Annotated in this window: 30 protein-coding genes and 2 tRNA genes; 9 read left to right on the top strand and 23 right to left on the bottom strand. The window is 72.1% G+C overall.

The genetic code is table 11. The features are described 5' to 3' along the window. The first annotated feature begins 79 nt into the window (after positions 1-79). From AC2YHB_RS18865 to AC2YHB_RS18855, 3 genes are all read left to right on the top strand, one after another. Positions 80-1,648 (top strand): phytoene desaturase family protein, encoded by a 1,569-nt coding sequence (locus AC2YHB_RS18865; RefSeq protein WP_487354478.1) that lies wholly within the window; start codon positions 80-82, stop codon positions 1,646-1,648. A 67-nt stretch (positions 1,649-1,715) separates the two neighbouring features. After that, positions 1,716-1,788: transfer RNA gene (locus AC2YHB_RS18860), tRNA-Lys, on the top strand. Positions 1,789-1,891: 103 nt separating this feature from the next. Next, complete coding sequence (locus AC2YHB_RS18855; RefSeq protein ID WP_487354477.1) at positions 1,892-2,620, top strand: ANTAR domain-containing protein; 729 nt, start codon at positions 1,892-1,894, stop codon at positions 2,618-2,620. Between the two features lie 11 nt (positions 2,621-2,631). Here AC2YHB_RS18855 and AC2YHB_RS18850 read toward each other — a convergent pair whose 3' ends face one another. The 12 genes from AC2YHB_RS18850 to AC2YHB_RS18795 all read right to left on the bottom strand — a co-directional run bounded on the left by AC2YHB_RS18850 (position 2,632) and on the right by AC2YHB_RS18795 (position 11,751). Then, positions 2,632-2,799 (bottom strand): hypothetical protein, encoded by a 168-nt coding sequence (locus AC2YHB_RS18850; protein ID WP_179650234.1) that lies wholly within the window; start codon positions 2,797-2,799, stop codon positions 2,632-2,634. Positions 2,800-2,912: 113 nt separating this feature from the next. Continuing rightward, positions 2,913-3,320: a DoxX family protein gene (locus tag AC2YHB_RS18845; RefSeq protein ID WP_036540800.1), complete on the bottom strand. Its 408-nt coding sequence runs from the start codon at positions 3,318-3,320 to the stop codon at positions 2,913-2,915. Between the two features lie 26 nt (positions 3,321-3,346). After that, a complete protein-coding gene (locus tag AC2YHB_RS18840; protein WP_487354476.1) occupies positions 3,347-4,333 on the bottom strand; it encodes a WYL domain-containing protein in 987 nt (328 codons plus the stop codon). Further along, positions 4,330-5,268, bottom strand: coding sequence for a WYL domain-containing protein (locus AC2YHB_RS18835; RefSeq protein WP_036540797.1), 939 nt, complete (start codon positions 5,266-5,268; stop codon positions 4,330-4,332). Before AC2YHB_RS18835 ends, AC2YHB_RS18840 begins: the two co-directional genes overlap by 4 nt. A gap of 19 nt (positions 5,269-5,287) precedes the next feature. Beyond that, the gene (locus tag AC2YHB_RS18830) at positions 5,288-6,064 is read right to left on the bottom strand and encodes a crotonase/enoyl-CoA hydratase family protein (RefSeq protein ID WP_487354475.1); all 777 of its coding nucleotides are present in this window, start codon (positions 6,062-6,064) and stop codon (positions 5,288-5,290) included. 10 nt (positions 6,065-6,074) lie between these two features. Next, positions 6,075-8,510: a penicillin acylase family protein gene (locus AC2YHB_RS18825; protein WP_487354474.1), complete on the bottom strand. Its 2,436-nt coding sequence runs from the start codon at positions 8,508-8,510 to the stop codon at positions 6,075-6,077. Between the two features lie 170 nt (positions 8,511-8,680). Continuing rightward, a complete protein-coding gene (locus AC2YHB_RS18820; RefSeq protein ID WP_179652394.1) occupies positions 8,681-8,980 on the bottom strand; it encodes a GroES family chaperonin in 300 nt (99 codons plus the stop codon). A 25-nt stretch (positions 8,981-9,005) separates the two neighbouring features. Continuing rightward, positions 9,006-9,260: a DUF3618 domain-containing protein gene (locus AC2YHB_RS18815; RefSeq protein WP_036540789.1), complete on the bottom strand. Its 255-nt coding sequence runs from the start codon at positions 9,258-9,260 to the stop codon at positions 9,006-9,008. After that, on the bottom strand, positions 9,257-10,027 hold the full coding sequence (locus AC2YHB_RS18810; protein ID WP_036540787.1) for an energy-coupling factor ABC transporter ATP-binding protein: 771 nt from the start codon (positions 10,025-10,027) through the stop codon (positions 9,257-9,259). Before AC2YHB_RS18810 ends, AC2YHB_RS18815 begins: the two co-directional genes overlap by 4 nt. Further along, entirely contained in the window at positions 10,024-10,734 is a 711-nt protein-coding gene (cbiQ, locus tag AC2YHB_RS18805) for a cobalt ECF transporter T component CbiQ (RefSeq protein WP_487354473.1), read from the bottom strand. The genes AC2YHB_RS18810 and cbiQ overlap by 4 nt, the downstream gene beginning before the upstream one ends. Positions 10,735-10,744: 10 nt before the next feature. Then, on the bottom strand, positions 10,745-11,068 hold the full coding sequence (locus AC2YHB_RS18800) for a PDGLE domain-containing protein (RefSeq protein WP_218864735.1): 324 nt from the start codon (positions 11,066-11,068) through the stop codon (positions 10,745-10,747). Further along, positions 11,065-11,751 carry an energy-coupling factor ABC transporter permease gene (locus AC2YHB_RS18795; protein WP_036540780.1) on the bottom strand — a complete coding sequence of 229 codons (687 nt, stop codon included), beginning with the start codon at positions 11,749-11,751 and terminating at the stop codon, positions 11,065-11,067. The genes AC2YHB_RS18800 and AC2YHB_RS18795 overlap by 4 nt, the downstream gene beginning before the upstream one ends. A gap of 130 nt (positions 11,752-11,881) precedes the next feature. Here AC2YHB_RS18795 and bcp point away from each other — a divergent pair, with 130 nt between their 5' ends. The 3 genes from bcp (at position 11,882) to AC2YHB_RS18780 (ending at position 13,793) form a co-directional block, all read left to right on the top strand. After that, the gene (gene bcp / locus AC2YHB_RS18790) at positions 11,882-12,367 is read left to right on the top strand and encodes a thioredoxin-dependent thiol peroxidase (RefSeq protein ID WP_179650227.1); all 486 of its coding nucleotides are present in this window, start codon (positions 11,882-11,884) and stop codon (positions 12,365-12,367) included. 27 nt (positions 12,368-12,394) lie between these two features. Next, positions 12,395-13,618 carry a hypothetical protein gene (locus AC2YHB_RS18785; RefSeq protein ID WP_179650225.1) on the top strand — a complete coding sequence of 408 codons (1,224 nt, stop codon included), beginning with the start codon at positions 12,395-12,397 and terminating at the stop codon, positions 13,616-13,618. A gap of 93 nt (positions 13,619-13,711) precedes the next feature. Beyond that, a tRNA-Leu gene (locus tag AC2YHB_RS18780) sits at positions 13,712-13,793 on the top strand. A 10-nt stretch (positions 13,794-13,803) separates the two neighbouring features. On the opposite strand, the gene rdgB is transcribed toward AC2YHB_RS18780, so the two are convergent. The 5 genes from rdgB to AC2YHB_RS18755 form a co-directional block, all read right to left on the bottom strand. Beyond that, positions 13,804-14,409 carry an RdgB/HAM1 family non-canonical purine NTP pyrophosphatase gene (gene rdgB / locus AC2YHB_RS18775; RefSeq protein WP_487354489.1) on the bottom strand — a complete coding sequence of 202 codons (606 nt, stop codon included), beginning with the start codon at positions 14,407-14,409 and terminating at the stop codon, positions 13,804-13,806. Beyond that, entirely contained in the window at positions 14,403-15,110 is a 708-nt protein-coding gene (gene rph, locus AC2YHB_RS18770) for a ribonuclease PH (RefSeq protein WP_179650223.1), read from the bottom strand. The genes rdgB and rph overlap by 7 nt, the downstream gene beginning before the upstream one ends. Positions 15,111-15,131: 21 nt before the next feature. After that, complete coding sequence (locus AC2YHB_RS18765) at positions 15,132-15,890, bottom strand: SGNH/GDSL hydrolase family protein (protein WP_487354472.1); 759 nt, start codon at positions 15,888-15,890, stop codon at positions 15,132-15,134. An 80-nt stretch (positions 15,891-15,970) separates the two neighbouring features. Next, positions 15,971-16,840: an ABC-2 transporter permease gene (locus AC2YHB_RS18760; RefSeq protein WP_036540768.1), complete on the bottom strand. Its 870-nt coding sequence runs from the start codon at positions 16,838-16,840 to the stop codon at positions 15,971-15,973. Continuing rightward, positions 16,837-17,754, bottom strand: coding sequence for an ABC transporter ATP-binding protein (locus AC2YHB_RS18755; protein WP_036540766.1), 918 nt, complete (start codon positions 17,752-17,754; stop codon positions 16,837-16,839). The genes AC2YHB_RS18760 and AC2YHB_RS18755 overlap by 4 nt, the downstream gene beginning before the upstream one ends. Before the next feature lie 129 nt (positions 17,755-17,883). Between AC2YHB_RS18755 and AC2YHB_RS18750 the strand changes: the two genes are divergently transcribed. Next, a complete protein-coding gene (locus tag AC2YHB_RS18750) occupies positions 17,884-19,113 on the top strand; it encodes a sensor histidine kinase (protein WP_487354471.1) in 1,230 nt (409 codons plus the stop codon). Continuing rightward, a complete protein-coding gene (locus AC2YHB_RS18745; RefSeq protein WP_487354470.1) occupies positions 19,110-19,790 on the top strand; it encodes a response regulator in 681 nt (226 codons plus the stop codon). The genes AC2YHB_RS18750 and AC2YHB_RS18745 overlap by 4 nt, the downstream gene beginning before the upstream one ends. On the opposite strand, the gene AC2YHB_RS18740 is transcribed toward AC2YHB_RS18745, so the two are convergent. Both AC2YHB_RS18740 and murI read right to left on the bottom strand, forming a co-directional pair. Beyond that, on the bottom strand, positions 19,778-20,599 hold the full coding sequence (locus AC2YHB_RS18740) for an MBL fold metallo-hydrolase (RefSeq protein WP_179650215.1): 822 nt from the start codon (positions 20,597-20,599) through the stop codon (positions 19,778-19,780). The genes AC2YHB_RS18745 and AC2YHB_RS18740 overlap by 13 nt on opposite strands. Next, the gene (murI, locus tag AC2YHB_RS18735) at positions 20,596-21,426 is read right to left on the bottom strand and encodes a glutamate racemase (protein WP_036541086.1); all 831 of its coding nucleotides are present in this window, start codon (positions 21,424-21,426) and stop codon (positions 20,596-20,598) included. The genes AC2YHB_RS18740 and murI overlap by 4 nt, the downstream gene beginning before the upstream one ends. 108 nt (positions 21,427-21,534) lie before the next feature. Between murI and AC2YHB_RS18730 the strand changes: the two genes are divergently transcribed. Next, a complete protein-coding gene (locus tag AC2YHB_RS18730; RefSeq protein ID WP_487354469.1) occupies positions 21,535-22,590 on the top strand; it encodes an alkaline phosphatase family protein in 1,056 nt (351 codons plus the stop codon). Positions 22,591-22,615: 25 nt separating this feature from the next. On the opposite strand, the gene AC2YHB_RS18725 is transcribed toward AC2YHB_RS18730, so the two are convergent. From AC2YHB_RS18725 to AC2YHB_RS18710, 4 genes are all read right to left on the bottom strand, one after another. Beyond that, entirely contained in the window at positions 22,616-23,581 is a 966-nt protein-coding gene (locus AC2YHB_RS18725) for a PLP-dependent cysteine synthase family protein (RefSeq protein WP_487354488.1), read from the bottom strand. Between the two features lie 7 nt (positions 23,582-23,588). Continuing rightward, positions 23,589-23,879 (bottom strand): MoaD/ThiS family protein, encoded by a 291-nt coding sequence (locus AC2YHB_RS18720; protein WP_036540760.1) that lies wholly within the window; start codon positions 23,877-23,879, stop codon positions 23,589-23,591. 1 nt (position 23,880) lies between these two features. Then, positions 23,881-24,312, bottom strand: coding sequence for a M67 family metallopeptidase (locus tag AC2YHB_RS18715; protein ID WP_036540757.1), 432 nt, complete (start codon positions 24,310-24,312; stop codon positions 23,881-23,883). A 69-nt stretch (positions 24,313-24,381) separates the two neighbouring features. Next, positions 24,382-25,329, bottom strand: a complete 948-nt coding sequence (locus AC2YHB_RS18710) for an acyl-CoA desaturase (RefSeq protein ID WP_242530550.1) — start codon at positions 25,327-25,329, stop codon at positions 24,382-24,384. Between the last annotated feature and the right edge of the window lie 24 nt (positions 25,330-25,353).

Genomic DNA, 25,353 nt, shown 5'->3' with positions numbered 1-25,353 from the left:
GGTCGAGCGGATTGGTTGCCATGTCAACCATATGCTCTGGTGGCCTATTCCGTCCACCCCCTGCGCATAGGGTCGGTCCATGACGCGCTACGACGCCGTGGTGGTCGGGGGCGGCCACAACGGCCTCACTGCTGCCGCCTACCTCGCCCGCGCCGGACTGTCCGTCCTCGTGCTCGAGCGACTCGACCACGTCGGCGGTGCGGCGGTCTCGGCACAGGCCTTCCCGGACTTCCCGACCCGCCTGTCGCGCTACTCCTACCTGGTCTCGCTGCTGCCGCAGCAGGTGGTGACCGACCTCGGGCCCGACCTCCGGCTCGTGAGCCGGTCGACGGCGTCGTACTCGCCGGTCGTGCGGGACGGGCGGGCCACGGGCCTGCTGGTCGAGCGGGAGGAGGGCGAGGCGACCCGGCGCTCGTTCCGCGAGCTCACCGGCTCCGACGACGAGTACGACGCCTGGCGGGCCTTCTACGACGGCGTGGCCGGGCTGGCCGGCGCCGTCGCGCCGACCCTGACCCGGCCGCTGGCCACCGACGCCGAGGTCCGCGCTGCCGTGGACCCGGAGATCTGGCACGACGTCGTCGAGCGGCCGCTCGGCGAGGCGATCGAGCGGCGCTTCCGCGACGACCTCGTCCGCGGCGTCGTGGGCACCGACGCGCTGATCGGGACCTTCGCGTCGTTGCGCGACCCGAGCCTGGTCCAGAACCGCTGCTTCCTCTACCACCTGATCGGCAACGGCACCGGCGAGTGGCGGGTCCCCGTCGGCGGTATGGGCTCGGTCACCGACGCGCTGGCCAGGGCCGCCCGCGACGCGGGCGCGGAGATCGTGACCGGCGCCGGGGTCAGCGCGATCCTCCCCGGCGGCCCCGGCGAGGGGGCCGAGGTCCGGTGGCACGACGGCACGCGGGAGCGCAGCGCTCAGGCGCGGCACGTGCTGGCCAACGTGGCGCCGTGGGTGCTGCGGATCCTGCTCGGTGAGGGCGAGGATCCCGCCACCAAGCCCGAGGGCGCCCAGCTCAAGGTCAACCTCCTGCTCTCGCGGCTCCCCCGGCTCCGCTCCGGCATCGACCCGGCCGTCGCGTTCGCCGGCACGCTCCACCTCGCCGAGTCCGCCTCGGACCTCGAGGTCTCGTGGGCGGCCGCGACGCGCGGCGAGCTCCCCGACCCGCTGCCGGGCGAGGTCTACTGCCACTCCCTCACCGACCCGTCGATCCTCGGCGACGTCCCGGCCGGCACCCACACGCTCACCTACTTCGGCCTGCACACGCCGGCCCGCCTGTTCGACGCCGACCCCGAGGCGACCAGGGCCGAGGCCCTGCGCCGCGCGATCGCCTCGCTCGACGCCGTGCTCGAGGAGCCGATCGAGTCCGTCGTGATGCGCACGCCGGCGGGCGAGCCCTGCATCGAGGCGAAGATCCCGCAGGACGTCGAGGCCGACCTCGCGATGCCCGGCGGCCACATCTTCCACGGCGACCTGGACTGGCCGTGGGCCCCCGCCCGGGCCCGGCTCGACACCCCCGCCGAGCGCTGGGGCGTGCAGACGTCGTACGACGCCGTGCTGCTCTGCGGCTCGGGCGCCCGTCGGGGCGGGGCGGTCAGCAGCCTGGGCGGGCACAACGCGGCCCAGGCCGTGCTGGAGTCCCGCGGTTGACCAGGCGGCCTCCCGATTTCACCGGCCAGCCCCGCCGCTGGTAATGTTCCATCTCGCTTCACCAGATGCACCCCTAGCTCAATTGGCAGAGCAGCTGACTCTTAATCAGCGGGTTCTCGGTTCGAGTCCGAGGGGGTGTACCGCACACGGAGGGCCCGGTCACGTGACCGGGCCCTTCGTCGTTCTCCCGGATCGACGGGGCCCTTCGCGGGTACCACGAAGGCCCCACGACGAGGAGGGACCGTGACGACCGACACCACCAGCATCGCTTCCGCACTCACCGACGCCGCGCGCGCCATCGACCGCCAGCAGTCGCTGGAGCACACCCTCGACGCGATCGTGCACGCCGCCCAGCAGACCGTGCCCGGCTTCGAGCACGTCGGCATCTCCGTGACCGGCAAGGGCAACGGCCACTTCGGAACCATCGAGACCCGCGCCGGGACCGGCCGCCTGGTCTGGGAGGTCGACGAGCTCCAGTACAAGCTCGGCGAGGGCCCCTGCTACGACGCGATCACCCACGGCGGTGTCACGGTGATGGAGGACGTCGAGACCGAGACGCGGTGGCCGCGGTACGTCGAGGAGGTCGCGCGCCTCGGTCTGCGCGCCCAGATGGGCCTGCAGCTCTACACCGACGACGGCGCGCTCGGCGGGCTGAACTTCTACGCCGTCGAGCCCGGCATCGATCCCGACGCGATCCAGCTCGCCGAGCTCTTCGCCGCGCACGCCGCGATCGCGCTCGGCCGCTCGCGCCACGAGCACCAGCTCAAGGAGTCGGTGGCCTCACGCCAAGCCATCGGCACGGCGGTCGGCATCGTGATGGAGCGCTACCGCCTCACCGAGGACCGGGCGTTCCAGTTCCTGGTGCGCGCGTCGTCGACGAGCAACATCCGGCTCCGTGCCATCGCGCAGGAGATCGTCGACTCGACCAACCAGCAGGTTCGACAGGCCGGGGACCACCCGCCCCAGGGCTGAGCCCGACCCGGCTACGCCTCGACCAGCCGCACCTGCTCGACCGGGAGCCAGGTGGTCGAGACGTGGCCGTCCTGCTCGAACGTGACGAGCAGGCGCGTGCCGTCGGCGGTCGCCTTGAGGAACAGGCCGGGGAGACTGTCCCCGTCGAGCTCGACGAGGACAGGGCTGTTGGGTTGCACAGGGGGCCTTCCGGCCGAGGGGTCGCGAGACCCGCTGGCACGGCCCCCGTCCTGAGCCGCTCGGGTCCCACCCTAGGCCACGGCGCCGACAACCGCTCCCGACGGCTCGCCGCTCAGTCCGCGCCCGCGCCCCGCTGCCGGCCGAGCCGACCCCCGCCCCACAGGGCCAGCAGCACCAGGACCGGCTGGAAGAACAGCCGGGCGAGCCGCTTCTGGTCGGTGTCGAGCCCGAAGGCGCTGGTCCCCTCGACGTACTGCGCGATGTTGCCGGGGAAGATCGCGACGAAGAACGCAGCGAGCAGGCCGCCGACGAGCCGCCGGCGCTTCGGCAGCGCCACGAAGGCCGCGCCGAGGCCGATCTCGACCACACCGGAGCCGAGCACGGTCAGGTCGTCGTCGACCGGGAACCACTCCGGCACCTGCGCCCGGAACTCCTCCCGGGCCACCGTCAGGTGGGTCACCCCCGCTCCCACCATGGTCGTGCCGAGGGCGATCCGGACGAGGTTCTGGGCCAGCGTCATGCTCGCAGCCTAGGACCGTCGGGGCCTCACGACGAGTGGTGGACCATCAGCTCCTCGGCGAGGACGACGCCCGCCGAGTCCAGCTCGGGCGGGTCGATCACCGTCGCGAGCGGCCCGGAGGCGAGCAGCAGCCGCCCGACGCGCCGCTCGACCGGCGGCAGCAGCTCCAGGTCGACGACCACGTCCTCCTCGTCGTCCTGGACGAGGGTGACCTGCTCGGCGTAGAAGTCGGCCGCCCAGCGGGCGCTCTGCGGCAGCAGCACCCGCACCCGGGTGGTCGCCCGCTGCTCGGCGAGCCGCTGCGCCACGTCGTCCGGCGCCGTGAACGACCGGTCGACGATCTCGGCGGACCGGATGTTCGAGAGCAGGAAGGTCCGCAGCCGGCCCTCGTCGTCGGCGGGACCGGCGTCGACCTCCCAGCCGCGCCGGGTCTGCACCAGCTGGTAGGGCTCGATCTCACGCTCGGTCACCCCCGGGTGCCAGGCGCGGGAGTAGACGATGCGCACCGCGCGACCGGCGGACAGCGCCTCACGGAAGACGGGCAGCAGCCGGTTCCAGCTCGGGACGGAGGGCGTCGGCCCGCCTGCTGCCGCGGACGGACCGAACATCGTCTCGGTGAGGACGTCGATGGCCTGGCCCAGCTCCTCGTTGTCCGGCTCGGTCTCGAGGAGGGCCAGCGCGGCGGTGTAGGCGAGGCCGAGCTCGCCGGCGTCGACGTACTCGACCCCGATGTCGGCCGGCACCTCGGCGACGATGCGGACGATCCCGGCGGTGCCCGGGTCCTCGGTGTCGCCGTCGGGGCCGAGGAACTCCAGCACCTCCGGTCGCGTCAGCAGCCACCGGCCGCCGATGTCGGCGGTGTAGAAGGCCAGCAGCTCCTCGCGCAGCGCCGGGACGGAGACGTCGAAGTCGGCGGCGAGCTCCTCCAGCGGCAGGCCGTCGGGGTGGCGCTGGAGGCGCTCGAAGACCTTGGGCAGGCGGGCGAACCGCTCGACGTACTTGGGCGTGCTCATCGGGTGGAACCTCCGCGTGCGGCGTCGAGGGCCGCGATCACCTCGGCCCGGACCTCCTCGGGCTCGACGATGCGGACCCGGTCGCCGAGCTCGTTGAGGCGGGTGCGCAGGGCCGCGCGGTGGGTGACCCGGTAGCGCATCCGGACCGCCCCGTCGCCGTCGGGCTCGACGCCCTCGGGCTCGCCGAGCCAGCGCCGCACGTCGTCCTCGTAGTGCGCGGGCGTGCGGAGGGTGACCTCGACGGGCGGGTCGATCTCCCACGACATCGGGTGCAGCCCGGTGTGGCGCACGGCCGGGACCCGCTGCGCGCTCCCCGGGGCGTGCGCCTCGGCACCCGACATCCGGGAGACGACGAACGCCTTCACGACGGGCTCGGCGAGGTCCGCGTCCTCGACGGCACGGAGGTACCAGGTGCCGTTCTGGTTGCGCACCGACTCGGGGTGCACGGTGCGCCGGGTGCCCTTGTAGGTGAAGGACAGCAGCTGGTGGTCGCGCACGGCGTCCACCACGAGGGGCAGCGCGTCCGGCGTCGCAGCCCGTACGGCGGCCGGGACGGGCAGCTCGTCACCGGCGGACCCCGCCGGCAGACCCAGTCGCTGGACCAGGTCCTCGCGCCGGGCGAGCAGCACGGCGCGGCGCAGCTCGGCCTGCTGGCCGGGCGTGAGCCGGACCCGCAACCGGTTGTCGACCGTGGTCATCCGGTAGCGCGCCGGCTCGCCGGGACCGTTGACGTTCTCGATCTGCCAGCCCTGGGCCTCCAGGTGGCCCAGCTCGCGCTTGAGCTGGGTGCCGGCGTCGCGGCCGCCCTCGAACCCGGCGACCTTGATCAGCTCCTCCCCCAGCACCCCGACCTCGGGGTGGGCCTGCAGGTAGGCCGCGATCCGCACCAGCCGCTCCATCGGGCCACGCTGGTCGCGCCCGGGTCCCTTGACCACGTCGTCCCTCCCGAAATGTCTACTCGAACGCGCCGTGGCGGCCCGCGCCGCCCGCGAAGCGCGAGGCACCGTCGAGGGTATCGGCGGACAGCGACACGAGCCCGTGTTTCCACTCGAGCGCGAGCGCCGCGTCGAGGTCCAGCCCGTGCTGCCCGTACGACGACAGGCGGTCCTGGCGCAGGCAGGTCTGCGGGAAGGCGGCGAGCTGGGCAGCCAGTGCCAGCGCCTCCTCCAGCACCCGGCCGGGGGCGGAGACCCGGTTGGCGAGGCCCATCCGCAGCGCCTCGTCGGCACCGACCTCCCGGCCGGTCAGGATCAGGTCGAGGGCGTGCGAGTGGCCGATCAGCCGCGGCAGGCGGACCGTGCCGCCGTCGATGAGCGGCACTCCCCAGCGGCGGCAGAAGACGCCGAAGGCGGCCTCCGGGTCCATGACCCGCAGGTCGCACCAGACGGCGAGCTCGAGGCCGCCCGCGACGGCGTACCCCTCCACGGCGGCGATCACCGGCTTCGAGAGCAGCATCCGGGTCGGCCCCATCCCGGCCGGCCCGGCGTCGGGGCCCTCGCCCGGAGCGCCGACGTCGACCCGCCCCTCGGAGACGGCCTTGAGGTCGGCGCCGGCGCAGAAGACCCCGTGCGCGCCGTACAGGATCGCGACGGAGGCGGACTCGTCCGCGTCGAACTCCGTGAAGGCCTCCGTCAGCAGGCGGGCGTGCTCGGCGTCGACCGCGTTGCGGACCTCCGGGCGCGACAGCGTGACGACGGTGACCAGACCGTGCTTCTCGACCTCGACGGACATGGGGTGGAGGCTAGCTCCCGGCGAGGCTCACCGTCCGGACGAGTGCCGCGTCGATCTGCGCGGACGTCCACGGGAAGCGCACCCACTGCTCCTGGGAGTAGAGCTTCGTCTGGTCCCACGACCACGGCGAGGCGGGGTCCTCGTACTGGCTGTAGGTCAGCAGCGTGCGGGCGTCGACGGAGCCGTCGGCCAGGTAGCTGACCGCCTGGATGTGCGACGAGCCGTAGCTGATCGGCTTGTAGCGGTCGGTGTTGGACGCCGGGTTGCGGGAGGCGACCGCGTTGGCGTTGCCGGCCAGGTCGCCGTTGCCGCCGCTGATCGGCAGCGGCGGCGCGCCCCGGTCACCGGCGACCTGCAGCGTGCCCCACGCAGCATCGAAGGGCACACCGGCGTCGCGGACCGCGTCGATGGCCTCCTGCATCGCCTTCACCACCGCCGTCCCGGTCTTCAGGCCCCGCGGGGTGTTGAGCGGGTCCTTCGGGTCGAAGGGGACCGACCACAGGTTCGTCCCGGTCGGCGCCCTCTCGACGAACGCCTCGAACAGGTGCGTGCCGACCGACGTGGTGTCGGAATGGCCGTCCCACGCCTTCAGCACGGCACAGGCCTCTGTCTCCCCAGTCCTGGCACAGACCTCGTCGAGCCTGCCGCCGGCCCGCATCACCTCGGCGGCACGCACCCTGTTCTCGAACTCGTGGCCCCGCAGCGTCGCCGGCGTCTCCTTGCCGACGGCGAGCCGGTCCACGACGTACTGCTGGACCATCCGGGTCCGCATCGTCCGCGCGCACTTCTCGCAGCCGATGATGGTGGCGTAGCCCTCGAGCCGGACCTTGTCGTTGGGCGTCCAGTACGAGTCGTTGGCGTTCATCACCCAGTCACGTCGTACGACGGCAGGGAGCTTCGCCGGGCCGAGGATCCCCGCCCGCTGTGCATCCGCGTCGGTCCCCCACCTGCACAGCCCGTCGGCCAGCAGGCCGTTGAGGCCGGGCAGTCCGGCGACCGTCTTGAGCAGGAGCCCGACCGGGGTGAGGCAGCGGTTGGCCATCGCGTTCGTGACGTGCGGGACCACGCTGTGGTCGGCGTACAGGACCTCGCCCCGGCGGTCGGCCGCGGTCGTGTTGACCCACGGCATGCCGCCGCCGGCGTCCTGCTTCGCGAGCAGGTCGCGGCTGCTCGTCGCCTCGCCCATCGCGAGGAAGGTGTCGATGGTGCGCAGGTGCTCGGCATTGGCGTCGCGGATCGCCCAGAAGCTCAGCGGCGACCAGCCCATGAACTGCGAGGGGCTGTCGATGACGTAGCCCTGCGGTGTGCGCCAGAGGTCCTCGCGCACGGTCGCCAGCGAGCCGTCCGCCTGCTTGACCTGGACGTCGACGAAGCGGCGCTCGGCCTTGCGGAGCAGCCCGCTGGCGGTCAGGTAGAGCGGGCCGGGGCCGACGGTGAGGTACTCGTAGGGCGTGAAGCGGTACGCCGTCGACACGGTGTGGCTCCAGGCGACGTCCTTGTTCCAGCCGATGTTGACGACCGGCGAGCCGATGAGCGAGGCGCCGGCGACGTCGTACCGCCCGGGGATGGTGAGGTGCTGCTGGGTGAACTTGTAGCGGCCGACCCACGGGAAGTGCGGGTTGCCCAGCAGCAGCCCGCGACCGGTCGAGCTCTTGTCGCCGCCGATCGCGGTGGCGTTCGAGCCGAAGTCGTCGTCCTGGCCGAACGACTCGAGCAGCGCCTGCTTGTCGACCTGCTTCGCGTAGGCCGCGACCTCCTCCTTGGTCGTCGGCAGCGGCAGGTCGATGCCGAGGTCGGGCAGGCCGGGGTCGTCGAGCGTCGGCGGGTCCGCCTCGACGATCTCCTTGAGGAAGTTGCCCGACGAGGCGATCAGGTTGGCCATGTAGACGCCGTACCAGAGGTCGAGCTCGGTCGCGTCGGGCTTGATCCAGTCCTCGTCCCGGCAGGCCGGGTCGGTGATCTCGTTCTCGCGCAGCCAGCGGTTGATGCCCGCCGTGTAGCCCTTCACCATCGCCCGCGCCCGCGTCGTGGGACCGGCAGGCGAGGCCAGCAGCGTCTCGACGACCTTGCGGTTGTGCAGGTCCGTGACGAACGCGTCGACCTGCAGGTTGGTGGCGTCCAGCGAGACGCCGTCGCGGTAGCGCTCCTCACCGCCGAGGTACCGCGAACGCTGGCCCCGCGCGGTCAGCACCGTGTCTGCGAGGTTGCAGATCGACGAGGACGCCGTCGCGTAGCCGCTGCCGTAGCCCAGCGACCCCCAGTCGGACGCGGTGATGTGCGGGATGCCGTGCGCGGTGATCCGGATCGTCGCGTCGTACGGCGCCGGGGCCTCCACCGACGGGCTGGGGCTGGCGTCAGCGGGCCCGGCGCCAGCGGGCCCGGCGAGCGCCAGGGCGGGCAGGGCGAGGGACGCAGCGAGCAGGGCCAGCACGCGGGGGGAGCGCATGCGGGTGCAACGTGTTCCAGTGGTTGTGGGTTACGTCACAGCGGGGCGGGAGTTTCACCGGCCGGCCGGTGATTCTCCCGAAGTTGGACGACAAAACTCACGCTTGGACGACGAAGTTTCCTCGTCCAAGCGTGAGTTTCACCGGCCGGCCGGTGAAACTCCCACGACGGCTACAGGTACAACCCCGTCGACTCGTCCCCGAGCCGGTCGGCGGCGACCGCGTGGATGTCGCGCTCGCGCATCACGACGTAGACGTCACCGGAGACCTCGACCTCGGCCTTGTCCTCCGGGTCGTAGAGGACCCGGTCCCCCGCCACGACGGCGCGGCAGTGCGGGCCCACCGCGACGGCGCGCGACCAGGCCAGGCGCCGAGCGCCCATGGCGGCCGTGGCCGGGATGACGATGCCGCCCGAGGAGCGGCGCTCGCCGGCCTCGGTGTCGGTCTCGCACAAGATGCGGTCGTGCAGCATCTTGATGGGGGTCTTGTCGGACACCTCAGCGGGTGCGCGTGATCGCGCGGACGGCCACGAAGAAGGCGATGACGCCCACCACGCCGCCGACGGTCTTCAGGATGTTGTCGGTGCGCGGCTCCCCCGTCGCGGCGTCGACGTAGTACGCCTTCACCTGCGCCACCTCGCGACCGACGATCGTCTTGGGGTGCGAGCGGTAGAGCAGCTGGTCGATCGTGCCCGCGAGGCGCTCGCGCGCCTCCTCGATCTCACGCTCGATGTCAGAGGGAGTGTCACTCACCCGGGCAGGCTATCAACCGGCACGGTGCGCGGGTCGAAGCCCCACGGGAGTTCCAGCCGGTGGGCACGCATCAGCTCGTCGTCGGTGAGGACGTCGTACGTGCGTCCGTCGGCGACGACGCGGCCGCCACTGAGGACCACGGACCGGGGGCACAGCTCCAGCGCGTAGGGCAGGTCGTGGGTGACCATCAGCAGCGTCACGTCGAGCCCGCGCAGGATGTCGGCGAGCTCGCGGCGCGAGGCCGGGTCGAGGTTGGAGCTGGGCTCGTCGAGCACCAGGATCTCGGGCTCCATCGCCAGCACGGTCGCGACGGCCACCCGGCGGCGCTGCCCGAAGGACAGGTGGTGGGGCGGGCGGTCGGCGAACCCGGCCATGCCGACCTGCTCGAGCGCGTCCATCACCCGCCTCTCCAGGGCCGCGCCCTTGATCCCGAGGTTGGCCGGGCCGAAGGCGACGTCGGCCCGCACGGATCCCATGAAGAGCTGGTCGTCGGGGTCCTGGAACACGATGCCGACGCGGCGGCGGATCTCGAGCAGGTTCTTCCTCGTCACCGGCAGCCCGCTGACCGACACGCTGCCCTCGCCGTGGCCGGACTCCGCCGACAGGATGCCGTTGAGGTGGAGCACCAGCGTGGTCTTGCCGGCTCCGTTGGGGCCGAGCAGGGCGACCCGCTCGCCGGGGTGCACGTGCAGGTCGACGCCGAACAGGGCCTGGTGGCCGTCGGGATAGGCGAAGGCCACTCCCTGCAGGTCGAGGACGGGGGTCATCGCGCGGCTCCAGCAGTCGGTTCGGGATCGGGGAGGCGGCCGTCGTACCCGCGGGAGAGCATCGCGAGGTGCACCCGCTCGCCGCGCTCGTAGGAGCGCACGAAGAGGGCGCCCAGGGTGCGCGCGAGGGCCGGCCAGTGCCGCGGGGAGCGTGGGTCGACGCCGCGCGAGCGCATCGCGGTCACCATCCGGCCGAGGTCGCCGGTGACCACGTCGAGGTAGCGGACCATGAACGACATGATCTGCACGAGGAGGTCGGGGACGTGCAGGCGCTGGAGGCCGCGCAGGACGTCGGTGGGCTCCGTCGTCGCGGCGAGCGTGAGCGAGGCGAGGACGCCGAGCGTGCCCTTCACTGCCAGTCCCCAGGCCGCGACCAGCCCCGACTCGGAGAGGCTCAGCTCCCACCCGCCCGGCATCGGTACGGCGACGCGCGGGCCCTCCGCGATGAACGGGATCAGCCCCGCGAACAGCAGGAAGGGCACCTCGATGACCATCCGTGGCAGCAGGTAGCCGAACGGCACCCGCGCGGCCACGATGACGCCGACCAGGACCGCGAGGTGGACCGCGTAGGCGGCGTACCAGTCGCGGGGCGTGGCGACGACGACCAGGACGAAGGCCAGGAGCGCCAGCACGTTCAGGTGCGCCGGCGCGCGGTGCACCACGGAGTGGCCGTGGAAGTGCAGCCGGTGGCCGTGACCTGCGCCCATGGCCGGGCCGTCAGTCCTGCCGCTGCGGCGCCGGGCGCCGCCGCAGCACCCAGAACAGGCCGCCGCCGATGAGCAGGGTCAGGCCGACGCCGGCCACGCCGGCGATGCCGCCGCTGAGCCGCTCGTCGTCGACGCCCTTCGTGCCGTAGTCGGCGAAGGGGCTGCCGGTGTCGACCGGGTCGTCGGCGCTGTCGAGGAAGCCGGTCTTGCCGGCGACGTACTCGAGGCCGTCGGGGTGGCTGCTGGCGTAGTAGCTGCCGACGCCCGCGACGAGCAGGGCGACGAGCAGGCCGATGGCCAGGAACCTGCGCTGGCGGGTCATGGTGCCCCTCATGCGGCTGCCTCCGAGGTGACGAGCGGTGCGCGCGTGGCCAGGCCCCGCGCGCCGTGGACGAGGTCCGGGCGGGAGGCGATCACGGCGCTGACGACCAGGCCGGTCACGATCGCCTCGCCGATCCCGATCACGACGTGCCAGCCGACCATCGCGGCCAGCACCTTGCCGGTCGCGACGTCGGCGGTGCCGCCGATCGCGAAGAGGAGGGTGAAGACCGCGGCCGCGGTCGGGACGGACACGAACGCGCCGGCCGCCGCGGCCACCGGGACCGACCCCGCCCTACGGGGCAGCACGGCGAGCACGAGCCGGAAGACGGCGTACCCGACGAAGGCACCCACGATCGCCATCAGCGTGATGTTGGTGCCGAGCGCGGTCAGCCCGCCGTCGGCCATGAAGAGCGACTGCACGAGCAGGACGACGCTGATGCACAGCGCTCCGGTCCACGGCCCGACCAGCACGGCGGCCAGGGCCCCTCCGAGCAGGTGGCCGCTCGTGCCCGCGCCGACGGGGAAGTTGATCATCTGTCCCGCGAAGACGAAGGCCGCGACGAGCCCGGCCATGGGCGCCGTGCGGTCGTCGAGCTCGGCACGCGCCTTGCGCAGCGCGACCCCCACGCCCGCGGCCGCGACCACCCCCGTGGCGACCGAGGTCGGCGCGTCGAGGAATCCGTCAGGCACGTGCATGGCGCTGCTCCTGTTCGGGGAAGGCTGTCCCACATCATCGGCATGGATGTAGTTGGATGGTCACGAACGACGACCACCTTATTGCATGCCATTTGCAACAGCACCTGCCCATCAGGAGAGTTCCCATCCCATGAGCGACCAGGCCCGCCTCTCCCCCGGCGACACCGCCCCTGCCTTCGACCTCACCTCCGACACCGGTGAGCAGGTGAGCCTCGCGTCGCTGCTCTCCGGTGACCGCAAGGTGATCGTGTACTTCTACCCGGCGGCGATGACGCCCGGGTGCACCAAGCAGGCCTGTGACTTCACCGACTCGCTGGACTCGCTGCAGGCCGCCGGCTACACGGTGGTGGGCGTCTCGAAGGACGCCCCGGCGAAGCTCGCGAAGTTCCGCGATCGCGACGGCCTGACCATCACCCTGCTCTCCGACCCCGACCTGGCCGTGCACAAGGCCTACGGCGCCTTTGGGGAGAAGAAGCTCTACGGCAAGATTGTCGAGGGCGTCATCCGGTCCACCTTCGTCGTCGGTGCCGACGGTGCGATCGAGCTCGCGCAGTACAACGTCAAGGCGACCGGCCACGTCGCCAAGCTCCGCAGGGACCTCGGCCTGTCGGCCTGAGCTCCCTGACCCACCCGAAGGACATCCATGAAGCTGCACCAGGCGCTCGCCGACCTCGCCCGCGACCACGGCCACGACCTGTTCCGTGACGCGACCGCGTTCCGCGGCTCCCTCGACGACTACCTCGACGAGGGCCAGGCCTCCAGTGGGACGATCAACCTGCTCACCGACGCCGTCCGGCTCGGCGCGCTCGACGGCATGGTCACCATGCTCGACAGCGGCGCCAACCCTGCCGACGCCGTCGAGTCGGCGGGCCAGCGCCTGGCGCGTGACCGGGGCAGCGCCGACGTACGCGGCTGCCAGTGGGCCGTGGCCGTGCTCGGCTACGCGCTCGGCAAGGTCCCCGAGGGCCTCGTCACCGGTCTCGACCCGGACGCCGGTACGGCGGCGCCGCCGCCTCCGCCCGGCCCGCCGGTCCAGTCGCCGGTCCAGCCCCCGCTGCAGTCGCCCGTCACCTCGCCGGTCGCCCACCCGCAGCAGCCCATCGTGTCGCCGCCGCACCAGCCGGCGCCGGCGGTGCAGCCCGTCGCGGGCAGCTACGGCGCGCCCCAGCAGCCCTATGGCGGCGGCTGGTCCCAGCCGGCCCCGCAGAAGAAGGGCAGGACGGGCATCATCATCGCGGCCGTCGTCGCGGTGCTGGTGCTGGTCGTCGGCGGCATCATCGCCGCGGTCGCGCTCGGCGGCGACGACGACAAGAAGGCCGGCGGCGACGACAAGAACACCTCGTCCGGCAACGACGGCAAGGACGACGGCAAGGACGACGGCAGCAGTGTCCCCGACATCGGCGGCGACCATTTCGAGGGACTCGGCTACACGCTGCAGGTGCCGAAGGGCTGGACCGACGGCACCGAGGAGTTCAAGGCGCAGAACTCCGACCTCGAGACCCTCGACAAGGTCTTCCTGTGGGGCGACACGTTCAACACCGCCCGCGGCAACGTGATCGTCGAGACCCAGTCGTCCTACGGCTACACCGACCCGAACGACCTCAAGGACAACTGGAAGAAGGCGCTGGTCTCCGGCGACTCCACCGCGGAGGTCAACGACGGCGCCAACGTCTCCATCGGCGGCCAGACCGCGCTGACGGTCAACATCGCCCGCACCAACGACGGCGGTGTCAACGTGGTCCAGCGCTCGCACCTGGTCATCAGCGGCGACAAGGGCTACTCGATCACCGTCTCCCTCAAGGAGGGCGACGACGACGTGCTCGACCAGTTCGACAAGATCCTCAGCACCTGGGTGTGGACCAGCTGACCGGGTCCTCCCTGATCGAAGCGCACAGCGGGCGTGGCCTCCGGGCCTCGCCCGCTGTCGTTGCGCCGAAGCCCTAGACTCGGGCGCGCTCGAGCCGGAGTGGTGGAACTGGCAGACACGCGGCACTTAGGATGCCGTGCCTTCGGGTGTGCGGGTTCGAGTCCCGCCTCCGGCACGCGCAAGTCTCAGCCGAGGAAGTCGGCGACCAGCGGTGCCAGTTCGCGCAGCGCCCGACCGCGGTGCGAGATCGCGTCCTTGTCCTCGCGGCTCAGCTCGGCCGTCGTACGGCCGGGCTGCTCGTCGGCGACGAACAGGACGTCGTACCCGAAGCCGCCGCTGCCGCGCACCTCGCGGATGACGGTGCCGTCCATCCGCCCCTCGACGACCAGCTCACGGCCGTCGGGGTGGACGAGCGCCACGGCGCACGCGAAGTGGGCGGTACGCCGCTCGTCCGGGACGTCGGCCAGCTGCGCGAGCAGCAGCTGGTTGTTGCGGTCGTCGTCCTTCGGGGGGCCGGACCAGCGGGCGGACAGGACTCCGGGCATGCCGTTGAGCGCGTCGACGCACAGGCCGGAGTCGTCCGCGATGGTCGGCAGGCCGGTGGCGGCCACTCCCGCGCGGGCCTTCAGCAGGGCGTTGCCCTCGAAGGTCGGCTCGTCCTCGACCGGCTCCTCGAACGGCTCGACGTCGTCGAGGCCGACGACCTCGACGGATGTCAGGTGCGCGGCCAGGATCCGCCGCATCTCCTCGAGCTTCTTGGCGTTGCGCGAGGCGACGAGGACCTTCACGATCCCAGGGCCTGGCGCTGCAGGAGGGTGAGGTCGGCGCAGCCCTTCTCGGCCAGCGCCAGCAGGGCGTCGAGCTCGGCGCGGTCGAAGGCCGCGCCCTCCGCGGTGCCCTGCACCTCGACGAACTTGCCGTCGCCGGTCATCACGACGTTCATGTCGGTCTCGGCGCGGACGTCCTCGACATAGGGCAGGTCGAGGCGCGGGACGCCGTCGATGATGCCGACGCTGACGGCGGCGACCGACCCGGTGAGCGCGCCGGGGACGCCGAGCTTCGCGCAGGCGTCGGCCAGCGCGACGTACGCACCGGTGATCGCGGCCGTGCGGGTGCCGCCGTCGGCCTGGAGCACGTCGCAGTCGATCTGGATGGTGTTCTCGCCGAGCACCTTGTTGTCGATGACCGCGCGCAGCGAGCGGCCGATCAGGCGGCTGATCTCGTGGGTGCGACCGCCGATGCGGCCCTTGACCGACTCGCGGTCGGAGCGGGTGTTGGTGGCCGCCGGGAGCATGGCGTACTCGGCGGTGACCCAGCCGAGGCCGGAGCCCTTGCGCCAGCGCGGGACACCCTCCGAGGCGGACGCCGCGCACAGCACGCGGGTCCGGCCGAACTCGACCAGCACGGAGCCGGCCGGGTGGTCGAGCCAGTTGCGGGTGATCGTGATGGGTCGCAGCTCGTCGTCGGCGCGGCCGTCCTCGCGGGTGCTCATGGGCCCCAACCTACCGAGGCGTCACCGCATCGCCACGACAGCCCTGCGCACGGCCCACGGGCCGAGGTCGCGCGCGCGACGCCCCACCCACGGAGCGCCCTCGGCCACCATCCACGCCACGTCGCGCCGCCAGCTCGGCGGGCAGCCGCCCTCCGGCGTCGCACCGGGCAGCGGCAGCTCGAAGCCGGCGGCCCGCAGCCGCTCGGCCCACGCCCGGGCCAGGGCCCGGTGACCCACCTCGGAGGGGTGGAAGCGATCGATCGACCAGTTCGCCCTGTCCAGCACCTCGGGCATCAGCGCGAGGTCCAGCCGGAGGCCGCCGAAGGTCGCGTGCACCTCGTCGTACACCTCGTTGACGACCTCGATCCGCTCGGTGATCGGCCGCACCACCAGGCGCGGCAAGCCGAGGATGCTGCCGTGGTCGTGCCACCGCACCGTCATCAGGGTCGCGCCGGCACCGCTCAGCTCGGCCGCGACGTGCAGGAGGTCCTCCCGCAGCCGCGCGGGGTCCCAGGTCGACCGCAAGGTGTCGTTGACGCCCACGAGCAGCGACGCGAGGTCGGGCCGGTGCGCGACCGCCTCGGCCAGCTGCTGCTCGCGCACGACCGCGGCCGTCGCGCCGGAGATCGCCACGTTGCAGAAGGAGACGTCGTACGACGCCTGCAGGGCCTCGCTCAGCAGGCGGGCCCAGCCCCGCCAGCCTCCGCCGGGGACCGGGTCTCCGAGGCCGACCGTGGTGCTGTCGCCGAGGGCGGCGAAGCGCAGGTATCCGTTGCCCACGACAGAAACCGTGGCGGAGCCTGCTAGCAGCAGGCTCCGCCACGGTGACGTGTCCGGCAATGGTGGGTGAAGTGCTGGGGCTACTTCACCTCGGCGCGCAGCAGTCGCCAGGTGCCGAGCAGCAGCGGGATCCCCACCCAGATCAGGACGGACGTGATGACGCGGGCGATCCCGAGGGCGCCGGTGTCGAGGGTCGCTCCGAGGTCCTGCTCGATCGTGCGGACGTCGTCGTCGCTGAGCTGGAAGGGCAGCATCGAGAGCCGCATGCTGATCCACGGCAGGATCGACTGCGCCCAGTCGAACGAGAACCACAGCACGTACATGATGCCGGGGATGATCACGCCACCCTCGAGGATCCACACGTACACGTAGTAGAGCGCGAGCGCGGCCGGGCTGCTCAGGAGCAGCAGGCCGAAGCCGAAGCCCATCAGCAGGTAGAGGACCTGGGTCGCCAGTGCCCAGCCGAAGGCACCGACCGTGACATTCCAGTCGGCGTCCGTGCCGGCGATGGCGGCGCCGACGACGTTGCCCACGAGGCCGAGCACCGCCGCGAGCACGATCGTCGCGGCGCCGAGCGCCATGACCGCCACCAGCTTGGCGAGGACCACGCGGAGCCGGCTGGCCTCCAGCGCGAAGGTGACCATGGCGGTCCGCTGGCTCCACTCCTGGGTGACGATGGTGATCGCCATGACCGGGACGAGCATCGAGACCGGGATGGTCATGATGTTGAGCCAGTCGTTGGCGCTCGGCGGGGTGACGTCGGCGAGCGCGACGACCAGCAGCACGATGCCGGAGATCAGCGCGAGCAGGCCCGCGGAGATGATCAGCAGCCAGAGCCCGGCGCGGGTGTCGAGCATCTTGCGCCACTCGACCTTGACCAGCCGGCCGAACGGCACCGCCGGGGTGTTCGAGACGTCGAGGGTCTGCGGGGGTGCGGCGAGGCTGCTCATGCCGGGACTCCGTTCGGGAAGGCGTCGCGCTGGGTCGACGAGGTGAGCTCGAGGAAGAGGTCCTCCAGCCCGGCGCCGCCGGACCGGAGGTCGGTCAGCACGACGCCGGCAGCGAGGGCGGCACGCCCCACCTGCTCGGTCGAGGCGGCGACCTTGAGGCCGCTGCCCGCAGGCTCCACCGCGTGACCGGCCGAGGTGAGCGCCGCGCCGAGCGCTGCGTTGTCGAGCGAGGTCACCAGCGCGACGTCGGCGCCGCCGGCGTTGGCGAGCAGGGTCTGCTTGTCGCCCTGCGCGACGATCCGGCCGTGGCCGATGAGGATCATCTCGTCGGCGATCTGCTCGACCTCGTGCAGGAGGTGGCTCGAGAGCAGCACGGTGCCGCCGCGGTCGGCGTACCCCTTGAGCAGGCCGCGCATCCACCGGATGCCGGCCGGGTCCAGGCCGTTGGCCGGCTCGTCGAGGATCAGCACCGACGGGTCGCCGAGCAGCGCGTGCGCGATGCCGAGACGCTGCTTCATGCCGAGCGAGTAGTTGCGCAGCCGGCGCTTGGCCTCGGAGTCGGTCAGGCCGACCAGCGCGAGCATCTCGTCGACACGCGTCTTCGGCAGGCCCATGGTCTCGGCGCCGATGGCCAGGATCTCGCGGCCGGTGCGGCCGGCGTGCTGCGCGCCCGCGTCGAGGAGGACGCCGACGTGGCGACCCGGGTTGGGGATGTCGCGGTAGAGCAGGCCGCCGATCGTGACGTGGCCGCGCGTGGGCGGCGTCAGGCCGACCATGACCCGCATCGTGGTGGACTTGCCGGCGCCGTTGGGCCCGAGGAAGCCGGTGACGCGGCCCGGCTGGGCGACGAAGCTGACGTCGTCGACGGCGGTGAACGCGCCGTACGAGACCGTGAGTCGGTCGACTGTGATCATGGCCCCAGCCTGCCCGATGACGGCTCGCCAAACATCGGACCCGCGGCCCGAACCCACCCCGACCTAAGTAGGGGGCACGACGTCCCGGGGACGCTCCCCCACCCGCCGTCGGGACCCTAGGCTCGACCCATGGACCAGCCCGTGCCCGAGGAGTACCAGCCGCGGCTGCGCTGGTACGGGCACCTGTGGCGCTACGCGCTGGCGCTCGCGCTGGGCCTCCTCGTCTGGTCACCCGTGATGGATGCCCAGCTCGACCGGCACCCGCTGCTGTTCTGGACCGACCTCCTCGTCGGCCTGCTGGCGTTCGTGCTCGTCGCCTTCCGGCGTCGCTGGCCGTTCGCGATCGCCGTGGTCACGATCCTGATGGCTCCGCTCAGCTCGCTCTCGGCGGGACCGGCGGCCCTCGCCACGGTGTCGCTCGCGACCCGGCGGCGCTGGTGGCAGGTGATCACCGTCGGCGTGCTCAACGTCGTGTTCAGCCTCGTCTACTACGCCGTCCAGCCCAGCGACGCCGACTCGGTCGACCCCTGGTGGCTCAACCTCGCCGTCACCGTCGCCGTGGTGCTGGCGATCACCGCGTGGGGCATGTTCATCGGCTCGCGCCGCGAGCTGCTGTGGACCCTGCGCCAGCGCGCGGAGACCGCCGAGGCCGAGCGCGACCTGCGGGCCAGCCAGGCCCGCTCCACCGAGCGCGCCCGGATCGCCCGGGAGATGCACGACGTGCTCGCCCATCGGATCTCCCAGATCTCGATGCACGCCGGGGCCCTCACCTTCCGCGACGACCTGTCCGCCGACGAGATGCGCAGCAGCCTCGCCGTCATCCAGGACAAGGCGCACGAGGCGCTCACCGACCTGCGCGAGGTGCTGGGCGTGCTGCGCGACGACGAGGCAGCCGCTCCGTTGACGGGCCCCCAGCCGACGTACGACGACCTCGGCCGCCTGGTCGCGGACGCCCGCGCCGCCGGCGCCGTCATCGAGTACGACGACCGGCTGGCCGGCCACGATCCGCCGCCCGCGGCGGTGGGCCGCACCGTCTTCCGGATCGTGCAGGAGGGCATCACCAACGCGACGAAGCACGCGCCCGCGGCCACGCTGCGGGTCGAGGTCGGCGGCTCGCCGACGGAGGGGGTCGACGTCGTGCTGCGCAACGCGCTGGGCTTCGGCCCGACCCGGACGCCGGGCGCCGGCCTGGGCCTGGTCGGCCTGGCCGAGCGCGCCGAGCTGCGCGGCGGCTGGCTGGCCCACGGGGTCGAGGAGCAGTCGCCGGGCGGCCCCGCGCAGGGGTCGTTCGTGCTGCGGGCGTGGCTACCGTGGTCCTCCGACGAGACGGGCGGGAGGCCGACAGGTGAGCCGGAATGAGTGACGTGACCGGGGTCCTCGTCGTCGACGACGACCCGCTGGTGCGCTCGGCGCTGGCGCTGATGCTCGGCGGGCAGCCCGACATCGCGGTGGTGGGTGAGGCGGCCGACGGGCGCGCGGGCGTCGCGCTGGCGCGCGAGCTGCGCCCCGACGTCGTCCTGATGGACATCCGGATGCCGGTGCTCGACGGGCTCGCCGCGACCCGCCAGCTGCACGCCGAGCCGCGCCCGCCGCGGGTCATCGTGCTGACCACCTTCGACGCGGACGACTACGTGGTCGGGGCACTCGCCGCCGGAGCCGACGGGTTCCTGCTGAAGGACACGCCGCCGGGCGAGATCGTCGCCGCGATCCGCAAGGTCGCCGACGGCGACCCGATGCTCTCGCCGTCGGTGACGCGCACGCTCATCGAGCGGGTCCGCACCGACTCCGGCAGCGGCCGGGCCGCCGAGGCGCAGCGCCGGCTGGAGCGGCTCACCGAGCGCGAGCTCGAGGTCGCGACCGCCGTCGGCCGGGGCCTGTCCAACGCGGAGATCGCCCGCGAGCTGCACCTGTCGGTGCCGACGGTGAAGGGCCACGTGTCGCGGCTCTTCGAGAAGCTGGAGACGACCAATCGGGTGCAGATCGCGCTCACCATCCGCGATGCCGGCCACCCGGTCGACGGCAGCTACAGCTCGTAGACGGCGCCCATCGCGGCGAGCTCGGTCGGGCCGTCGTAGGTCTTGTTGGCCTCGGCGAGCATCGTCTGCGCGTCGTGCCACGGCGGCACGTGGGTGACGACGAGGCGCTTGACGCCGGCCCTGGTCGCGACCTCGCCGGCCTCCTCGCCGGTGAGGTGCAGGTGGGGCGGGTTGTCGTCGCAGGAGCGGAAGGACGCCTCGCACAGGAAGAGGTCGGCGTCCGCCGCGATCGAGTCGAGCGCGGCGGTCGGACCGGTGTCGCCGCTGTAGGCGAGCACCTTGCCGAAGGCGCTGACGCGCAGGCCGTACGCCGGGACCGGGTGGTCGACCTCGAACGGCTCGACGGTGAACGGGCCGATCGTGATCGGCTTGTCGTAGACCCGGAAGGAGAACTCCTCGCGCATGCCCGGCTTGCGCGGCAGGTCGTAGGCCTTCGCGAGCCGCTTCGCGGTGCCCTTCGGGCCCCAGACGGGGATCCGCGGCTGGGTGCCGGTGGGGTGGTACTTGCGCAGGACGTAGTAGCTGGTCATGTCGACGCAGTGGTCGGCGTGCAGGTGGCTGATGAAGACGGCATCGACCTGCAGCGGGTCGACATAGCGCTGCAGCACGCCGAGCGCCCCGTTGCCCATGTCGAGCACCAGGCTCCAGGTGCGCAGCGCGTCGGTCGCCTGGACCAGGTAGCAGCTCGCGGGCGAGTCCGGGCCCGGGTAGGAGCCCGAGCAGCCGACGACGGTCACCTTGACCTGGTGGTCGTCGGGCTGGGCCGCGAGCCGGAGCCGGGTCGTCTCCGGTGCCACGTCTTCACTCATGCGAGTCCCCCTGCGAACTGTCCGGCCGCCACCAGCTCGGGGCCGAGGAACCGGCGCCCGATCGTCTCGAACTCCGCCGGGGAGCCCGTGGTCGCGAAGGTGTACGACGGATCGCCGCCCGGCCGCATCAGGCCGGTGTCGGCGAGCATCCGGTAGACGTCCTTCGCGCACTCCTCGGCACTGCTCACCAGGGTCACCTCGTCGCCCATGACGTAGGAGATGACACCGGTGAGGAGCGGGTAGTGGGTGCAGCCGAGGATCAGGGTGTCGACGCCGAGCTCGCTCAGCGGGTCGAGGTATTCATGTGCGACGGCGATCAGCTCGTCACCACCGGTGACGCCGGCCTCGACGAAGTCGACGAAGCGCGGGCAGGCGCGGGTCGCGAGGGAGATCTGGGGCGCCGCGGCGAAGGCGTCGTCGTAGGCCATCGACTCGGCGGTGGAGCGCGTGCAGATGACACCGATCCGGTTGTTGCGGCTCGCGGCCACGGCGCGCCGGGTGGCGGGGTAGATCACCTCGACCACCGGGACGTCGTACCGCTCCCGGGCGTCGCGCAGCATCGCGGCCGACGCGGAGTTGCAGGCGATGACGAGGGCCTTGACGCCCTGCTCGACGAGGTGGTCGAGGCACTCGAGGGCGTACTCGCGGACCTCGCCGATCGGCTTGGGGCCGTAGGGCTGGCGCGCCGTGTCGCCGACGTAGGTGATCGACTCGTGCGGCAGCTGGTCGATCACGGACCGCGCGACGGTGAGCCCACCGAACCCGGAGTCGAAGATCCCGATGGGGGCATCGACGTCGAGGGGGACGCCAGCGTCGGGGTGGTCCAGGTGCCGCACCCGCCCAGACTACGGCGTCGGTACCCGCGCGGTCGGCATTCCGGGACCCAGATCACGTCATGGCGGGCGTCACGCCCGCGGATGTCCTAGCGTGGTCGCGTGACCTCCGGTAGCCGGCTCGGGCGACTCGCCGCCATCGTCCCCGCCCTCGTCCTCGCGCTCCTCCTGCCCCTCCTCGCGGCCTGCTCCGGCTCGCCGCAGGCGGCGCACGAGCGGCCCCAGCTCGCCCAGGTGGCGGCGATCACCGACACGCGGGTCGTCGCGATCTCGCTCGACGGCCTCAACCCGAAGGCGATCACGCAGCTGGGGCGCACCCGCCTGCCGAACCTCTACCGGATGCTCGCGGAGGGCGCCTTCACCCTGAACGCGCGGGCCCAGGTCGAGATGACGGTGACCCTGCCCAACCACACGAGCATGGTCACCGGACGTCGCATCGACGCGGACCACGGTGGGCACGGCGTCACCTGGAACACCGACCGGGCCGGTACGACGGTCCAGCAGGCCGCCGGCCACGACGTGTCCTCGGTGTTCCGCGCCGTCCACGCCGCCGGCGGGCGCACGTCGCTCTTCTCCACGAAGACGAAGTTCTCGCTCTTCACCCGGTCCTGGCCGGCCGCCGTCGACCGCACCGTCATCCGCGAGGAGGACGACACCGCGCTGACCACGATCTTCCGCCAGGACATCGTCGCCAACCGGCGCTCGTTCGCCTTCCTGCACCTCGGCCTCGCCGACCAGGTGGGCCACGCGAGCGGGTGGATGAGCACGGCCTACCTCAACGCCGTCGTCCGCCTCGACCAGCTCGTCGGGCAGATCCTCGCGACGATCCGGGGCAACACGACGCTGCGCCGCACGACCTTCGTGATCCTCACCGCCGACCACGGCGGCACACCGGGTACGACGGGCCACGACGTCGCGACGCGCTACGACAACTACCGCATCCCCTTCGTCGTGTGGGGTCGCGGCGTCGACCACGGCAACCTCTACCAGCTGAACCCGACGTACTTCCGCGACCCGGGGATGACCCGCCCGCTGTTCACCGGCGTCCAGCCGATCCGCAACGGCGACCTGGCCAACCTCGCGACGCGGGTGCTCGGCCTCGGGCCGGTGCCGGGCAGCCTGTGGAACAAGGCCCAGCGGCTCACCTGGCACGAGTAGCCACGAGGAGCCACGAGGAGGGGCCTCACGCCCAGAGCTGGCCCTCGAGCCGGTCCTCGGCCTCGTCGATGGTGCCCTCGTAGGCGCCGGTGGAGAGGTACTTCCAGCCACCGTCGGCGACCACGAAGGCAATGTCGGCGGACTCGCCGGCCTTGACCGCCTTGGCGGCCTGGCCCAGCGCCGCGTGCAGGATCGCGCCCGTCGAGATGCCGGCGAAGATGCCCTCGAGCTCGAGCAGCTCGCGGACGCGGCGTACGGCGTCGCGGGGGCCGACCGAGAAGCGGCTGTCGATCAGCTCGGCGTCGTACAGCTCGGGCACGAAGCCCTCGTCGAGGTTGCGCAGGCCGTAGACGAGCTCGCCGTAGCGCGGCTCGGCGGCGACGATGCGCACGTCCGGCTTCGCGCCGCGGAAGAAGCGGGAGACGCCCATCAGCGTGCCGGTCGTGCCCAGGCCCGCGACGAAGTGGGTGATCGACGGCAGGTCGGCGAGGATCTCGGGCCCGGTGCCCTCCTCGTGCGCGAGCGCGTTGGCCGCGTTGCCGTACTGGTAGAGCATCACCCAGTCGGGGTGCTCGGCGGCGATCTGCTTCGCGACGCGCACGGCCTCGTTGGAGCCGCCGGCTGCGGGCGAGGAGACGATCTCGGCGCCCCACATCCGCAGCAGCTGACGCCGCTCCTCGGAGGTGTTCTCGGGCATCACGAAGACCGTGCGGTAGCCCTTGAGCTTGGCCGCCATCGCGATCGAGATGCCGGTGTTGCCGGACGTCGGTTCGAGGATCGTGCAGCCGGGACGGAGCGTGCCGTCCTTCTCCGCCTCCTCGATCATCTTCAGGGCGGGGCGGTCCTTGATCGAGCCGGTCGGGTTGCGGTCCTCGAGCTTGGCCCAGATCCGCACCTCCGGTGCGCCCGGGGAGTTGAACGGTGCCGACAGTCGCGGCAGCCCCACGAGCGGCGTGCTGCCGACCGAGGTCAGGAGACTGTCGTAACGCACCATCGGCTCAGCGGGCGCCGCCGGCGACGGCCGGCAGGATGACGACCTGGTCGCCGTCGGACAGCTCGGCCTCGAGGCTGCCGATGAAGCGGACGTCCTCGTCGTTGATGTAGACGTTGACGAAGCGGCGCAGCTCGACGCCGTTGCCCTTGTCCTCCACCAGGCGGTCCTTGATGCCGGGGTGGTTGGCGTCGAGGGAGTCGATGAGGGCGCTCAGCGTCGCGCCGTCGGCGTCGACGGCCTTCTCGCCACCGGTGTAGGTGCGCAGGATGGTCGGGATCCGGACCTCGATGGCCATGTCAGCTGCTCTCCTCTGGGATGACGGTGACCTCTTCCTCGGTCACGACGCCGTCGATGATTCTGTAGGACCTGAACTCCACCGGGCCCGGGTTATTCCCGTGCTCACGCGTGCTGACGAGCACGTAGTGCGCGCCCGGCTCGCCGGCGAGGTTGATGTCGGTGACGCTCGGATAGGCCTCGGTCGCGGAGTGCGAGTGGTAGATCACCACCGGCTCCTCGTCGCGGTCGTCCATCTCCTTGTAGAGCTGGAGGAGGTCCGTCGAGTCGTACTCGTAGAACGTCGGGCTGCCCGCGGCGTTCACCATCTCGATGTGCCGCTCGGGCCGGTCGCTGCCGATCGGGCCCACGACCATGCCGCACGCCTCCACCGGGTGGTCCCGCTTGGCGTGCTCCACGAGGGCGTCGTACGTCGCCTGACCGATCCGCAACACGCGCTCCAGCGTATTGCGTCGGGGCCGCCGCGCCGGAATCGGGCCGGTGCGCGGGACGGTGGGGAGGCCTCAGGCGGCGGGGCTGACCGACTTCGCGCGGATCCGCTCGGGCGTGGGCCAGCGGACGTCGCGGACCCAGCCGAGCTTCTCCAGCACCCAGATCACCCGGGCGGAGGTGTCGAGCTGGAAGCGCTTGACGCCGTGGCGGGCCGAGGTCGGGTCGGCGTGGTGCAGGTTGTGCCACGACTCGCCGCCGGACGGGATGGCCAGCCACCACACGTTTCCGGAGAAGTCACGCGAGGCGAAGGGCCGCTCCCCCAGCGTGTGGCAGATCGAGTTGATCGACCAGGTGACGTGGTGGATCAGGCCGATGCGCACGACCGTGCCCCAGAAGAAGGCGGTGAGCGCGCCCTGCCACGACCAGGTCAGCAGCGCACCGAGCACCGGCGGCAGGAAGATCGAGGTCAGCACCCAGACCCAGAAGGTGCGCGAGATCCGGACCAGGTCGCGGTCCTTGGCGAGGTCGGGGGCGTACTTCTCGATCGGGGTCTGCTCGGGGTCGAACAGCCAGCCGACGTGGGCCCAGACGAAGCCCTTGGTGAGCCCGCGCAGGCTGTTGCCGTAGCGCCACGGCGAGTGCGGGTCGCCGTCCTTGTCGGAGTACTTGTGGTGCTTGCGGTGGTCGGCGACCCAGCGGATCACCGGGCCCTCGACCGCCATCGAGCCGAGGATCGCGAAGGTGATCTTGACGGCCCGGTTGGGCTTGAAGGACTTGTGGGTGAAGAGCCGGTGGTAGCCGACGGTGACGCCGTGCAGGGTCAGCGCGTACATCACGAAGGTGATGACGATGTCGCTCCAGCCGAGCCAGCCGCCCCACGCCACCGGGATGGCCGCGACGAAGGCGATGAAGGGCACCGCGATGAAGAGCGCGAGCGCGAACCGTTCGGCCCACGACTGGTGGTCGCCGCTCATCGTGGCGCGCACTGTCGGCTCGGGACGGTCGTCGATCGCAGTCATGGGGTGCTCCCTGGGCATCGGCGG

This window comes from Nocardioides sp. SRI_004 (genome assembly GCF_057586415.1).
The sequence above is the reverse complement of the archived record's forward strand: the minus strand, read 5'-3'. Positions and strand labels throughout refer to the sequence as shown.